9 protein-coding genes are annotated in these 12,852 nt (G+C 75.1%); 2 read left to right on the forward strand and 7 right to left on the reverse strand.

The window, feature by feature from the left end; all coding sequences use genetic code 11:
* Positions 1–2 precede the first annotated feature (2 nt).
* From ACFW47_RS14315 to ACFW47_RS14325, 3 genes are read right to left on the reverse strand one after another with little or no spacing between them, the layout of a single operon-like run.
* The gene (locus ACFW47_RS14315) at positions 3–473 is read right to left on the reverse strand and encodes a hypothetical protein (protein ID WP_386277942.1); all 471 of its coding nucleotides are present in this window, start codon (positions 471–473) and stop codon (positions 3–5) included.
* Positions 470–1,111 carry an RNA polymerase sigma factor gene (locus ACFW47_RS14320; RefSeq protein WP_386277944.1) on the reverse strand — a complete coding sequence of 214 codons (642 nt, stop codon included), beginning with the start codon at positions 1,109–1,111 and terminating at the stop codon, positions 470–472. Before ACFW47_RS14320 ends, ACFW47_RS14315 begins: the two co-directional genes overlap by 4 nt.
* An 8-nt stretch (positions 1,112–1,119) precedes the next feature.
* Entirely contained in the window at positions 1,120–2,553 is a 1,434-nt protein-coding gene (locus ACFW47_RS14325; RefSeq protein WP_386305934.1) for a S8/S53 family peptidase, read from the reverse strand.
* A gap of 181 nt (positions 2,554–2,734) precedes the next feature.
* On the opposite strand from ACFW47_RS14325, the gene ACFW47_RS14330 reads away from it, so the two are divergent.
* On the forward strand, positions 2,735–5,422 hold the full coding sequence (locus ACFW47_RS14330; protein ID WP_386306108.1) for a CHAT domain-containing protein: 2,688 nt from the start codon (positions 2,735–2,737) through the stop codon (positions 5,420–5,422).
* Between the two features lie 105 nt (positions 5,423–5,527).
* On the opposite strand, the gene ACFW47_RS14335 is transcribed toward ACFW47_RS14330, so the two are convergent.
* Entirely contained in the window at positions 5,528–7,321 is a 1,794-nt protein-coding gene (locus tag ACFW47_RS14335; RefSeq protein ID WP_386305935.1) for a LuxR C-terminal-related transcriptional regulator, read from the reverse strand.
* 117 nt (positions 7,322–7,438) lie between these two features.
* Here ACFW47_RS14335 and ACFW47_RS14340 point away from each other — a divergent pair, with 117 nt between their 5' ends.
* Complete coding sequence (locus tag ACFW47_RS14340; RefSeq protein ID WP_386277950.1) at positions 7,439–8,518, forward strand: hypothetical protein; 1,080 nt, start codon at positions 7,439–7,441, stop codon at positions 8,516–8,518.
* A 166-nt stretch (positions 8,519–8,684) separates the two neighbouring features.
* On the opposite strand, the gene ACFW47_RS14345 is transcribed toward ACFW47_RS14340, so the two are convergent.
* From ACFW47_RS14345 to ACFW47_RS14355, 3 genes are read right to left on the reverse strand one after another with little or no spacing between them, the layout of a single operon-like run.
* Positions 8,685–9,788, reverse strand: coding sequence for a tetratricopeptide repeat protein (locus tag ACFW47_RS14345; protein WP_386305936.1), 1,104 nt, complete (start codon positions 9,786–9,788; stop codon positions 8,685–8,687).
* 23 nt (positions 9,789–9,811) lie between these two features.
* Positions 9,812–12,313, reverse strand: a complete 2,502-nt coding sequence (locus tag ACFW47_RS14350) for an Hsp70 family protein (RefSeq protein WP_386277954.1) — start codon at positions 12,311–12,313, stop codon at positions 9,812–9,814.
* 21 nt (positions 12,314–12,334) lie between these two features.
* Positions 12,335–12,847 carry a hypothetical protein gene (locus ACFW47_RS14355; protein WP_386277956.1) on the reverse strand — a complete coding sequence of 171 codons (513 nt, stop codon included), beginning with the start codon at positions 12,845–12,847 and terminating at the stop codon, positions 12,335–12,337.
* Between the last annotated feature and the right edge of the window lie 5 nt (positions 12,848–12,852).

Raw genomic sequence — 12,852 nt, forward strand, 5'->3', positions numbered from 1 at the left:
TCTCAGGCGCGCAGCCACTCCGTGACGACCACGTCCGAGCCGGTCCGCAGCCGCAGCGCGAACGGGCCGGCGGGCGGGGCCCCGCCGGTGAAGCGGCCCAGGTCGTCCGCCGTCAGCAGGGCGTGGGCCCGCGGGCCGCTCAGCACCTCGACGTCGGCCGGCCCCGGCGGCAGCAGCTGGCCGATCAGGCCGTCCCCCGTCACCTCGACGTCGACGGTCACGTCGTCCGCGCGGAAGGTGAGCATCCGCGGCGGGTCCGTCGCTCCCCTGACCGGGACGGCGTCGACCAGCGAGTCGAAGGTCAGCTCGGCGACGCGGGCGTCCAGGTCGTGCAGCGCGAAGGCGTCGACGGCGATCCGCCTCAGCTCCGCCGGGACCGGGTCCAGTATCGCGGCGGCCTGCCGCAGCTCCTCCTCCAGGAGACCCGTGTCGAGTTCGTCGTCCCCGAAGGCCTCGTCGTGCGTGTCGCTCATGTCGTCGTCCCCCGTGCCTCTAGACGGGCCCGCAGCCGGCGCAGACAGCGCTGGCGCATCGGCCCGATGCTGCCCACCGCGATTCCCAGTGCGGCGGACACCTCCTGGTAACTGGGCGGCGGCGAGGAGATCAGTACCCGCAGCAACTGGCGGCACCGCTCGCCCAGTTCCTCGAACTCCTGCCACAGCCGACGCACGCGCTCGGTCTGCGCGGCGGCCTCCTCGGAGTCGAGCACCGACTCCTCGGGCGTACGCTCCTCGCTCGGCCGGTCGAGCAGCTGCGGGTCGTCGGTCGGTGTCCACCGCTTCGACGCCTTCAACAGTTTCAGGCACTCGTGCCGTGCCGTGCTCGCCAGCCAGGAACCGGTCTTCTCCGGTTCGCGGATCCGCCCCAGGTGCTGGGCGAACCGGAACCAGGCGGTCTGGTACACCTCGTGCGCGTCGGCGTCGGAGAGTCCGTGCGAACGCGCGACGGACCACACCAGCGGGCCCAGCCCGTCCACCAACGACTTCCAGGCCGCCGCGTCCCCGTCGGCGGCCAACTGGACGAGCACCCCGACATCTGCACGGTCCACGGTCCCACCCCTCGTGTACGACACGCCATCGTACGCTGTGGAGTGGGTCGTTCCGACGGGCATCGCGCCGCTCACGCCCCGTCGCCCGGCACCTCGACGGTGACCGGGTGCCAGGTGGGCGGCAGCAGCGCCGGGACGTGTGCTCCGCGCACCTCCGCGTACTCCGTGTTGGCGGCGAGCAGTTGCCTGCGGGCCGCGCGCGGGTTCCGTTCCTTGCTCTCGGTCATGTGCGAGGCGACCATGCCCGCGACGACGGGGGTGGCGAAGGAGGTGCCGCTCCACTGCGCGTGTCCCTCGAACATCACCTGGTCCGGCTTGGCGGGTGCCTCACCGGGCTCGCTGAGCACTCCGTTGTGCCGGGGGTACTGGCAGGTGCAGGCGTAGCCGAAGCCGTACCGGCAGGCGTCGTAGGTGGAGTGCTGGTAGACGTACGGCACGGGTGACCCGAATCCGGTGAGGGCGCTGGTGAGGCGCTCGCCGGGGGCGTAGACCTTGACCCAGCCGCCGTGGTTGCTGAAGCAGGCGCCGAACTCGCCGTCGCCGCGCAGCGCGCCGACCGACAGCACCGAGTTCTCCCAGCCGGGGAGTTCGGCGTAGGCGGCGGGCCAGAAGGGCGTGGCGCTGCCGTTGTTGCCGGCGGCGGCGACCAGCAGGGTGCGCTGGTCGCGCAGTTCCTCCATGAAGGCGTGCACGCCGAGCAGGCCGTCGGTGCGGCCGTTGGAGGTGCCGGCGGAGAGGCTGAGGATCTCGGGCCAGCCGTCCCGGTCGACGGCCTCGAAGAGCTTCTCGCCGAGTTCGGACTCCAGGATGGCGCCCGCGTCGTTGAGGGTGTTGCGGACGGTCACGTGGGTGTTGGGGGCGACGGCGGCGACGAGTCCGGCGATGAAGGTGCCGTGGCCGACGTACTGCTGGAGGACGCCGTCCTCGTCGCACTCCTTGATCTGGGCGTCGCCGTCCGTGCGGGCGAGCAGCGGGTAGGCGCGGTAGTCGTGCATGAGTCCGGTGTCGATGACGAGGACGCCGACGGCGGTCCCCGCGTCGTACGGTGTGCCGGCGGCGGCCGGGTTCGGCGGCTCGCTGATCGGGACGGGCACGGGTTCGTCGCCGGGGCAGGCGTTGACGGCGATGGAGACGACGTGGTTGCGGCTGATCAGCCGGCGGCCCGCGCGGCCCTCCAGGGTCCGCAGGGAGCGCAGGGCGTGGGCGACGTCGGGGTCGCCGCTGCCGTCGCCCGCGCCGGGGTCGCCGACCTGGATGCGGGTGACGCCGGTGCGGTTGCTCTCGGGGCCCGCCCGGCGCACGTGGTCCGGGGTCAGGCCCGCCATCGTGGTGAAGTGGTCGCGCACGGTGTCCTCGACGAGGCGGGCCTCCTCGCCGTCGCGGGCGAGGACGACGCCCTTCTCGTAGAAGAACTCGGCGGAGTCGTCCGGCCCCATCACCAGCGGGACGTCCGGCATCGAGCGCTGGATCTGGTCGAACTGCTCACGGAATCGCTGTGGTGCCATGGCGTGTCCTCCACTGGGGCGGCGGTGTGACGGCGGTCTTGGCCACGGTGGTGGCGACAGTCGTCAATCAGAGTCCGGGGGTGGCCGATTGATACAGACTCGCACCTGTGGGGTGTGGTTCCGGACCACTACCATCCGTGGGGTGACAGCGGGAAACGACTCGGTTCTCCAACTGCTGCCGATGGTGTTCGCCGCCCCCGGCGAGGCGCTGGCCCGCGCGGAGGAACTGCTCGGGGCCGATCCCTCACCGCTGCACGCCTCGGTCGCCCATCAGGTGATCGGCATCTGGCAGCGGGACTTCGGCGACACCCGGCGGGCGCTGGCCCATCTGCGGCGCGCCCGCGAACTCGCGGCCCGCGCGGACTCGGCGGAGCGGGAGGCGGACGTGCTGGCCACGCTCGGCGTGGCGCTGGTGCACGCCGGTCGGACCCGGGACGGCCTGGCGGCGTTCGAGCAGGGCGTGGCGCGCGGCACCGGGCACACCAGGGCGCGGGTGCTGTACCGGCGGGCGTACGTCTGGTGGGTGCTGGGGCGGCACGGCGAGGCGCTGGAGGACGTACGGCGGGCGGTCCCGGTGCTGCGGCAGGCCGACGACGTGATCTGGACGGCGCGGGCGCTGACCCTGCGGGCGACCGTGCACCTGGCGCTCGGCGCGGTGGACCGGGCGGACGCCGACTTCACGGCGGCGGAGGCGCTGTGGGACACCACCGGCCAGGAGCACGACAAGGCCGACGCGGTGGAGAGCCGGGGGCTGGCGGCGTTCCGGTCGGGCGACGTGCCGGCGGCGCTCAGGCTGCTGGACGAGGCGGAGGAGCGGTACGCCAAGCTGGGCACGCCGACGTTCATGCTGACCATCCGGCGCTGCGAGGTGCTGATGGCGGCGGGGCTCGCCACGGAGGCGCTGGCCGAGGCGGACGGGGCGATCGCGGCGCTGGACGGCATCGGCGGGCAGTCCACCCGCAAGGCGGAGCTGCTGCTGGTGGCCGCGCGGGCGGCCCGGCTGGCGGGCGACGCGCAGACCTCGCTGGCGCGCGCGGCCCTGGCGGTGCGGCTGTTCGCCGGGCAGCGGCGCACCTGGTACGAGACGCACGCCCGGCTGGTGCTGCTGGAGGCTCGGGTCGCGACGGGGCGCGCCTCGGGGCGGCTGGTGGCGGACGCGGCGGCGGTGGCGGAACGGCTGGCCGCCTTCGGGGCGCCGGCCGCGCCGGAGGCGTCGCTGCTGGCGGGACGGATCGCGCTGGGGCTCGGCTGGACGGCGGACGCGGAGCGGCATCTGGCGGTCGCCGCGCGCAGCCGGCACGGCGGGCCGCCGCTCGCGCGGATGACGGGCTGGGCGGCACAGGCGCTGCGGGCGCGGGCGGCGGGGTCGGCCCGTGGGGTGCTGGAGGCCTGCCGAAGGGGTCTGGACGTCCTCGACGACCACCGGATGACGCTGGGGGCCTCGGAGTTGCGGGCGCGGGCCACCGCGCAGGGCGCGGAGCTGGCCGCGCTGGCACAGCGGGCGAGCCTCGTGTCGGGCGGGCCGCGGCGGCTGCTGGTGTGGAGCGAGCGGTGGCGGGCGACGGTGCTGTCGGCGCCGCCGACCCGGCCGCCCGCCGATCCGGTGCTGCTGACCACCATGACGGCCTTCCGGGAACTGGCCGCCCGGGCGGACGAGGCCCGCACGGACGGCGGCCGTCCCGCCCCCGCGCTGGAGCGCGAGCAGCGGCGCCTGGAACGGGAGATCCGCTCCCGCACCCTGCACATGCGGGGCGAGGGGCCCGGTGACGGAGGCCGGTTCGACGTCGGGCGGCTGCTGGACCGGCTCGGTGACGACCTGCGCCTGGTGGAGCTGGCCGTGCTGGACGGGCGCGTGCACGTACTGCTGTGCGGGCAGGGGCGGGTGCGGCGGTTCGAGGCCGGGCTGCTGGCCGAGGCGGAGCGGGAGGCCGAGCACGTACAGGCCGGTCTGCGGCGGCTGGCGCACCCCGGCGGCGAGGCCCGGCTGCCCCTGGTGGAGGCGGCGGGGGCCCGCCTCCAGGAACTCCTCCTCGGCCCCGCCGCGGCCCACCTCGGCAACGGCCCGGTCGTCGTGGTGCCGCCGGGCCGGCTGCACCGCGTGCCGTGGACTCTGCTGCCCGCGTTGCGCGAACGGGTCCTGAGCGTCTCACCGTCGGCGAGCAGCTGGCTCCGCGCGAAGGAGACCGCCCCGCCGCCCGGCGGCCGCCAGGTCCTGGTCCGCGGTCCGGGCCTGGCCAGCGGCGGCGCCGAGGTGCCGGAACTCGCCGACCGGTACGGGGCGGTTCCGCTGACACGGCCGGGCGGTGAGGGGCCCGCGGGCGGTGCCACGGGCGTGCCGGACGTGCCGGACGTGCCGGCCGGAGCACGAGCGGACGCGGTACCGGCGGACGGCCGCGTCACGAGTGTGCTGGAGGGGGACGAGGCGCGTGTGCCCCGGGTGTTGCGGGAGCTGGACGGAGCAGCGTTGTCGCACATCGCCGCGCACGGGACGTTCCGGGCGGACAGTCCCCTGTTCTCTTCGCTGCGGATGGCGGACGGGCCGCTCATCGTGCACGACTTCGAGCGGCTGGACCGCAGTCCGTACCGGATCATCCTCTCCTGCTGCGACACCGCCCGCTTCGCCTCGGTCGGCGCGGACGAGCTGCTCGGGCTGGTCACCGCGCTGCTGCCGCTGGGCACGGCCGGGGTGGTGGCGTGCAGCGCGCCGGTCAACGACGCCGCGGTGGTGCCGTTGATGCTCGCGCTGCACAAGGGCCTGGACGCCGGGCTGTCCCTCGCGGAGGCGCTGCGCGACGCGCGGGCGGCCCTGCCGGACGACGCGGTGCACCGGGCGACGGGCTGGGCGTTCTCCGCGTTCGGAGCGGCCTGACCTGCCGGGACCGTGATGCGCCGGCCCGACGTCGCCGCATGACCCGGCGAAGGGGCGCCGCGCGACGCCGCGTGCCGCGCGCTGCGGAGTCTGCCGTGGCCGGTGTCACGCCGGCTGGCGCTCGGGCAGGTCCATCAGCCAGGGCAGGGCGCCGCGGTCGCCGGCGCCGAGGCGGGTGTAGGCGCCGTAGAGGTGGTTGCCGACGGTGCGGACGGAGAGGGTGAGTCGCTCCGCGATCTGCCGGTTGCTCAGGCCGGCGGCGGCGAGCGTGACGATCTGGCGTTGACGGGCGGTGAGTTCGCCCAGGACCAGCCCGGACAGGGCGGGGGTGCGGGCACCCTCGCAGTGCCGGGCGAGGGCGGCGGCGCGGGTGCGGGCGGTGCGGGCGGCGCTCGGGTCGCGGTGGGCGCGTACCGCCTGGGCGTACGCCTCGGCCGCGAAGAGCAGGAAGCCGCGTCGTTCCAGCTGCCCGGCCACCTCGTCCAGTGCCGGTCCGTCGCCCCGCGCGAGGGCGTCGGCGTGCGCGGCGAAGACGCCGGTCAGCCGTCCGGCCGCCCGCTCGGGCGCGCCCAGCCGGACGGCGTCGTAGGGGTCGCCCCCCTCGGCGGCCGACCGGATGGCCTCGTCGAGGTCGCCGTGCGCGGCGGCGACCCAGGTGGCGACCGCCCCGGCGTGCTCCGCCCGCTCACCGTCCCCTGCCGTCGCGTCGCCCGACTGGGCGGCGGCCAGGGTGAGTTCGCCGCGGCAGGCCCCGTCGTCCGGGTCGGTCCGCAGGCCCTCGCGAGCCCACGCCGCCGCCTCGGACAGCCGTCCGCGCAGACGGGCGAACCGGGCGCGCAGCGCCGCGTACCGGGCCGGCAGCGGCACGCCCTCGGCCGCCAGCCACTCCCCCACCGGCGCCGCGGGCTCCCGTACGTCGCCCTGCTCGATGCGGTGGTCCAGGGCCGCTCTCTCCGCCGCCAGGGCGGGTTCGTACCTCTCGGACCCGGGGGCCAGGCGCCGTGCCCGCAGTCGGCCCGTGGTGGCGCGCAGCACCGGCCCGTGCAGGGGATGGGCGAGCCGGGTGGCGCCCCGGTCGTCGACGGCGACCAGGCCCTCGGCCTCCAGGCGCTCCAGGACGCGCACGTCGAAGGCGTCCAGGCCGAGGGGCAGCGGTTCCGCGAACGCCAGGCGTTCGAGCGTTTCGCGCTCCTCGGGGCACACCCGGTCCAGAACGTGGGCGGCGCGTTCCCGCACGGCCGCGGTGACCGGCACGGGCCCCCGCCAGGCCCACCGGTCCGTGTCCGGGACCGGCGTGAGCAGGCTCCGCTCGCGCACGGCGGTCAGCAGCTCGCGCAGCAGTCGCAGGTCGCCGCGGCACAGGCGGTGCAACCGGTCCGCGGTGAGCGGGTCGAGGGCGGCCCCCGCGCCGGCCGTGAGCAGTTCGGCGGTGTCCTCGCGGGGCAGCGGCCGAAGCGTGAGGCGCGGCAGCAGCTCCCCGGACCACAGCCGGGACACGGCGCCCGGCACGGGCACGCCCTCCGCGGTGACGACCAGGAGCCGGGTGCGGCCGTGCACGGCGAGCTGGTGCAGCAGGGCGGCGGAGGCGTCGTCGAGCAGGTGAGCGTCGTCGACCAGCAGCAGCCGTGCGCCGGACAGGAGCTGTACCGCACGGTGCAGGGTGACGGTACCGGGCAACAGGTGGGCGAAGGCGGCGAAGGGGATGTCCCGGGTCTCCGGCGTCCCGGCGGCCCTGGCGCAGTCCGTGCCGCGGACCGCCTCGGCCACGAGCCGGGTCCTGCCGCAGCCGGCCGGGCCGGTCACCACGATGCCGCCGCCCTTGCCGGCCACCGACCGGCGCACCAGCTCCAGTTCCTCCGCCCGCCCGGTGAACGGCCAGGGCGTCCGAAGTGTCCTCACGTCCCGCAGAGAAGTCGTCACGGCAATAGGAGTCCGCGTACTCAGCCTTGATACAGGGCGACTTGAGTACCCCCCGACTCAGGTGCCCGCACCCGCCCGCACGGCATTCTGGGGGCCATGACCGCACGCTACTGCTCGCTCGCGCGGCAGCCGGCTCCCGTGCTCGCACCGGGACTGGCCGCCGAGCGCGTCGCCGCGCTCGTCGGCGGGCAGCGGATGTGGGTCAACGGCACGGTGCTGCACTACTGCTTCCTCGGCGGGGACACGGACTCCTCGGTCGTGCCCATGCCGGGCACCGGGCGTCCGGCGCGGGGGGCGTGGGCCGGGACCGAGGAGCAGCGGGAAGTGGTCCGCGACTGCTTCCAGGAGTGGCAGGACCTCGGTGTCGGGCTCGTCCTCACCGAGGTCGGCGACCGCTCGGAGGCCGAGCTGCGCATCGGCTTCCAGCCCGGCGACGGATCGTGGTCGGCGGTGGGCAGGGACGCGCTCCGGGTCGGCCTGAACGACCGCACGATGAACTTCGGGTGGGACCTGACCGCTCCCGGGGAGCGCGCCACGGCCCTGCACCAGATCGGGCACGCGCTCGGGATGCTGCACGAGCACCAGAGCCCGTACTCCGGAATCCTCTGGGACGACGAGGCCGTCTACGCGGAGCTGGCGGGCCCGCCGAACCACTGGAGCCGGGAGCGGACGTTCCACAACATCCTGCGCAAGCTCGACGGCGACGAGGCCAACGGCCCGGTCTGGGACCCGCAGTCGATCATGGAGTATCCCTTCCCGTCGGGGCTGATACTGGAGCCGGAGCACTACCGCTCGGGCCTGCACCCGCCCGGTACCCTCTCGGCCGCCGACAAGGAGTTCGCCCTGCGCTGGTACCCGCCCACCGGCCGGCCGGGCCCGCTGGTGCCGTTCCGTTCGGTGCCGCTGGGGCTCGGGCCGGGCGAACAGGCCGACTTCCGCCTGGACCCGCCGGAGACCCGCGAGTACACCGTGGGCACCTTCGGTGACAGCGACGCCGTTGTCGTGATCTTCGAGGTGCGGGACGGGAAGCCCCGCTACCTCGCCGGACACGACGACGGGGGAACACCCCGCAACGCCACGATCAGGGCCCGTTTCGTCAAGGGCCGCCGCTATGTCGTCCGGGTGCGCCTGTACTCCTCGTGGGGTGCGGGCGAAACGGCGGTCATGTGCTGGTGACCGCACGGCTCCGAGACACCCGGGCGCCGCGGCCGCAGTCCGGCGCCGGGGGCGGCTGAGGACGTCACCTTCGGGGGACGGTGTCGCTCTGACACCCGGTGACGTCCCAGCCCGCCGGGCCCGCTTCTTCGGGGGAGGAGGCGGGCTCGGCTCTGTGCGGCCGCCGCTACCCGGGCGTGACCGCCACGGTGACCGTCCGGTTCTTCGCCGGGTCGGAGTACGGTGCCTCGCGCTGGTCCGCGCTGATGGTGGTGAAGTCGGTGAGGGGCCTGCCGGTGGCGGCGCTGAGCTCGCGGGCCGCGACGAGGGCGCGCCACAGGGAGACGACTGATCCACCGCGGGTCGGGGCGCCGGGGACGGTGGCCGCGTGGCCGTGGATCTCGACGTGCAGCCGTCGTCCGCCCAGGCGTTCGCCGAGGGCGGTGAGCCGGCCGGCGCCGGCCGGGGTGAGCTCGGCGCCCCGGGAGAACAGTCCGTCGGTGAAGACGACCTCCACGGCGTCCCCGTGCACGCGTGGCAGGATGCCCGGCGCCCGCAGCGTGCGGGCCAGTTCCTCGGCCGCTTGTGCCCGGCGGGCCGCCGCGCGGTCCCGGTCCCTCGCCTGTCGGGCCCGGTGCTCGGCGGCGAGCTGCCGGGCCCGTTGCTCGAGCAGGTCGGCCCGGGAGGGGCCCGGGCGCTCCAGCGGCGCGCCGGTGCCGTCCGCGAGGACGACGGTGCCGGCCGTCACCGCGGCCACCGCGCAGACGGCGGCGGCCAGGGCGGTGCCGGCTCGGTGCCGGGCGAGCGCGGCCCTCGGGCCGCGGCGGCCGAGCCGGTCGATCCTCGTCAGTCCGGCGGTCGCGGCGGCGTCCCCCGGGTCGAGCTCCAGGACCCTTCGCCAGTGGGCCGCGGCCTGCTCCGGCTCGCCGAGCTGGGCGTGCACCCGGGCGAGCAGGTCCAATACGTCGCGGTGACCGGCGACGACCGGATCGCCCGGGTCCGTCGCCCGCTGTCCGGGCCGGTCGCCCGCACCGGTCCGCGCCCCCGCCCCCGCGGTGTCGGCGTCGCGCAGCAGCCGCAGGGCCCCGTCCAAGTCGCCGGAGCGGGCCGCCGTCCGGGCCCGCGAGACGAGCAGGGCCACCTTGAGCGTGTGGGCGGGGGACGGCGTACCCGCGGGCCCGGGGCCGGGTTCCGTCCGGTCCGGCCCGGTGCCGCCGGCCTCCGTAGCGCCCTGGCCCGCCGACAGGATCGCGCCGGGCGGAGGGCCCGCCGGGATTCGGGATGTGGCCACCTTCGACTCCTCGTTCCCGCTGACTAGTTGATCCCGCCGGACAGCCGCTCGGCCTCCTCCGCGGCCCCGGGCGGCAGCAGTCGCCGCAACCGCTCGTTGACTCCGGCGAGGGCGCGCCGGTCGCCGGCGGCGACGGCCCGGCGGCCCTCGAGGATCGCGGCGTCCGCCTGGGCACGGGAGAACATGTCGTCGCGGACCTCGACCAGCGCGTTGAATACCACGTACTCCCACTGGTCCGTGCGGCGCAGCAGCTCGACGTGGAAATCCCCGGCCCGTTTGATCAGCCGCCGCAGATCCGCCGGTGAGGCGTCCTCGCCGAGCGCGCCGGCGCGGTCGCGCATGGTCTGCAGCTCCCGCCGGTCCGACGGGCCGCCCCCGACCTGCTCGATCACGTCCTCGCAGGCGCTGAGCAGGTCCCACAGCTCGCGTTGCAGCCCGGGGATCTCGATGGCCTCCTCGATGTCGTCGAGCAGCGCCTCCACGTCCCGGATGCGGCGGTCGCTGGTGACGGCGGCGCCGGTGTCGACGGCCGCCGCGTCGACCTCCTTGCGCAGCTGCGGCACGGTCTTCTGCTCGGCGAGGTCGTCCAGCCGGGCCTGTGCCTGTTCGGAGAACACGTTCTCCGCCTGGTCCTGGAGGAGGTGCACGCGCTGTTCCAGATCGTGCAGCCGGTCCACGAGTTCGCCGTGTTCGGGCGCCAGCAGTTCGGAGCGGTCGATCGTCGCCTCGAACTGCTGCTCCAGCAGCGGGATGTCGGCGGTGACCAGGACTTCCCGGTTGCTCGCCTGGATCTCGAACGTCACCTCGACCTCGCTCTGGGCCGGCAGGTCGATGCGGATGTCGCGCGGGCGGACCTCGATCAGCCCGACCCGGGTGTTGCGGTCGGCGCGCCTGCGCTCCCCCTCCAGCAGCGGGATGCGGATGACGGCGTCGGGCTGGGCGCGGCGCAGGGGGATGGTCGTCCGGTACGGCTTGGTCACCTGGGCCGGCAGCGTGGTGCCCTTGCGCAGCAGCGGGTCGAAGGTGCCGTCGGCCTTGCCGATGCCGAGCGTGCCGGTGAGCACCGCGTCGCCGGGGAGGACGGAGGCGTGGGCGATGGAGAAGGTGTCCCCGGCGAGGTTCCGCCGTGTGCCGGAGGTGTCGGTCAGCTCCACGGTGAAGCGGGACCTGGCGTCGGTGTCGATGGCCACCTCGGTGTAGAAGGTGCCGTCCGGGCCGAGCTCGGTGCGCGGGCCGCGGAAGGGCGGGCGGCCCTCGGGGTTGGTCAGGGTGACGGTGTACCGCGTCCAGTCGACCGCGCTGCCGCTGCTGACCTTGCCGGAGACCGGGATGCCGGTGGTGTCGACGGACTGCGCCGGGTAGTGCAGTTCGATCGCGAACTCGCCCGGCGCCGCCCGCTGCGGCTTCTTGGGCAGGCGGACCGTGCGGGCGAAGACGGCGGCACCGCGCGCGACGACGGTGGTGGGGTCCTGGCTGTGGTCGAGGGGGATCCCGGGGCCGTCGTCCGGGTCGGCGAGCAGTTCGCGCAGGCCGGGGCTGAGGGTGGCGCCGCCGACCAGGAGCAGCCGGTCGATGTGGTCGGGGCGCAGAGAGCTCTCGGCCAGCGCCTCGCGGCACAGCCGCACCGCGCGGGTGTAGAACGGCAGCGCCAGGTCGTCGAGGGCGCCCCGGGTCAGGGTGTACTCGAAGGGTTCGGTGCCGCCGCTGCCGTCGTCGAGGTCGACGGAGATCTCGACCGAACCGGCACGGGACAGCGCGATCTTGGCGTTCTCCGCCTCCAGCTTGAGCTTGGCGAAGTTCTTGCGCCAGCGGCCGCGGTGGGTGCGGTCGAAGTCGGCGAGGCCGAGGTCCCGCCGGACCGCGGGGGCGAGCAGGTCGTCGACGAGGGCCCAGTCGATGAGCTTGCCGCCCAGGTAGGGGTCGCCGGCGTGCTGGATGAGCTGGAGTTCGCCGTCGCGCTTGCTCATCAGGGCGGCGTCGAAGGTGCCGCCGCCCAGGTCGAACACCATCCAGTGCGCGGAGTCGGACGCGTCCTGCACGCCGTAGGCGATGGCCGCGGCGGTCGGCTCCTGCACCAGGGGACAGTGCTCGCCGAGTCCGGCGAGGGCGGCGGCCGAGCTGGTGGCGTTGTTCTGGTTCAGCGCGAAGGAGGCCGGGACGGTGATCACGGCCGCCTCCGGCTGGTGGCCGTACTCGTGTGCGGCGTCCTGCCGCAGGGACTTGAGGACCTCGGCGGAGAGCTCCTCGGGCGTCAGCGACGCGCCGGTGCGCTCGAAGAGCCGGCTCGCGCCGGCGGCGCCCATCTCCAGTTTGAACTCCGCGTAGGCGTTTCCGGGGTCGGTCTCCGTGCGCTCCCGGGCCCGCCTGCCCACGTGGACCACCCCCTCCTTGGGGATCCACACGGCGGAGGGTGTGAAGTCCCAGCCGTCGTTGTTCTTGATGACGCGTACGCCGTCGTCCTCGGCCACCGCGATGGCGCTGTTGGTGGTGCCGAGGTCGATTCCGAAGTCGATGGTCTCGCGCATGGTCGTGGTCTCCTTGGTGGCTCAGGCGGGGGACGCGGGCCTGCCGACGACGACCTGGCCCATCTGGATCCGTTCGCCGCGGAAGTAGACGGTGGGCCGGACGGTCTCCAGCACGGTCTCCCGGTCCAGTCCCGGCTCGTCCTGGATCACCAGGGCCTCCAGGGACTGGCCCGAGTCGAAGGGCAGGCCGTCGTGCTCCTGGATCTCCAGCCCGTCGTCGGCGAGCGCCTGGCGGCTCGCGTTGACCTGGCGGCGCACCTGCCTGAGGTCGGCCGCCGAGAGGGGGCCGGTTCCCTTGTCGAGCTTGCGCAGGGCGCGCCAGATGCCGATGGCCGCCCCCAGCAGCGCGTCGGTTCCGGCGCCGGGCCGTCTCGCCAGGGCCTCGGCGGCCTCGGCCTCGGCGAGCACGGTCGCGGCCCAGGCGGCCTGTGCGGGCGTCAGGAGCGGGCGAGGGACGCGGAACTCGGGTGGGTGCCGGAGCTGGCGGAGGGTCGCACGCGCCTCGCGCAGCCGGCGGCAGACGCCGGGGCTCATCTCTG

It is taken from the genome of Streptomyces sp. NPDC058796 (genome assembly GCF_042745235.1).
Classification (GTDB): Bacteria; Actinomycetota; Actinomycetes; order Streptomycetales; family Streptomycetaceae; genus Streptomyces.

What these genes read in the sequence shown, in the direction of transcription:
- ACFW47_RS14320 (WP_386277944.1), bottom strand. Translation starts at nt 1,111, where the DNA reads ATGCCCGTCGGAACGACCCACTCCACAGCGTACGATGGCGTGTCGTAC.
- ACFW47_RS14340 (WP_386277950.1), top strand. Translation starts at nt 7,439, where the DNA reads ATGACCGCACGCTACTGCTCGCTCGCGCGGCAGCCGGCTCCCGTGCTC.
- ACFW47_RS14330 (WP_386306108.1), top strand. Translation starts at nt 2,735, where the DNA reads ATGGTGTTCGCCGCCCCCGGCGAGGCGCTGGCCCGCGCGGAGGAACTG.
- ACFW47_RS14350 (WP_386277954.1), bottom strand. Translation starts at nt 12,313, where the DNA reads ATGCGCGAGACCATCGACTTCGGAATCGACCTCGGCACCACCAACAGC.
- ACFW47_RS14315 (WP_386277942.1), bottom strand. Translation starts at nt 473, where the DNA reads ATGAGCGACACGCACGACGAGGCCTTCGGGGACGACGAACTCGACACG.
- ACFW47_RS14325 (WP_386305934.1), bottom strand. Translation starts at nt 2,553, where the DNA reads ATGGCACCACAGCGATTCCGTGAGCAGTTCGACCAGATCCAGCGCTCG.
- ACFW47_RS14355 (WP_386277956.1), bottom strand. Translation starts at nt 12,847, where the DNA reads ATGAGCCCCGGCGTCTGCCGCCGGCTGCGCGAGGCGCGTGCGACCCTC.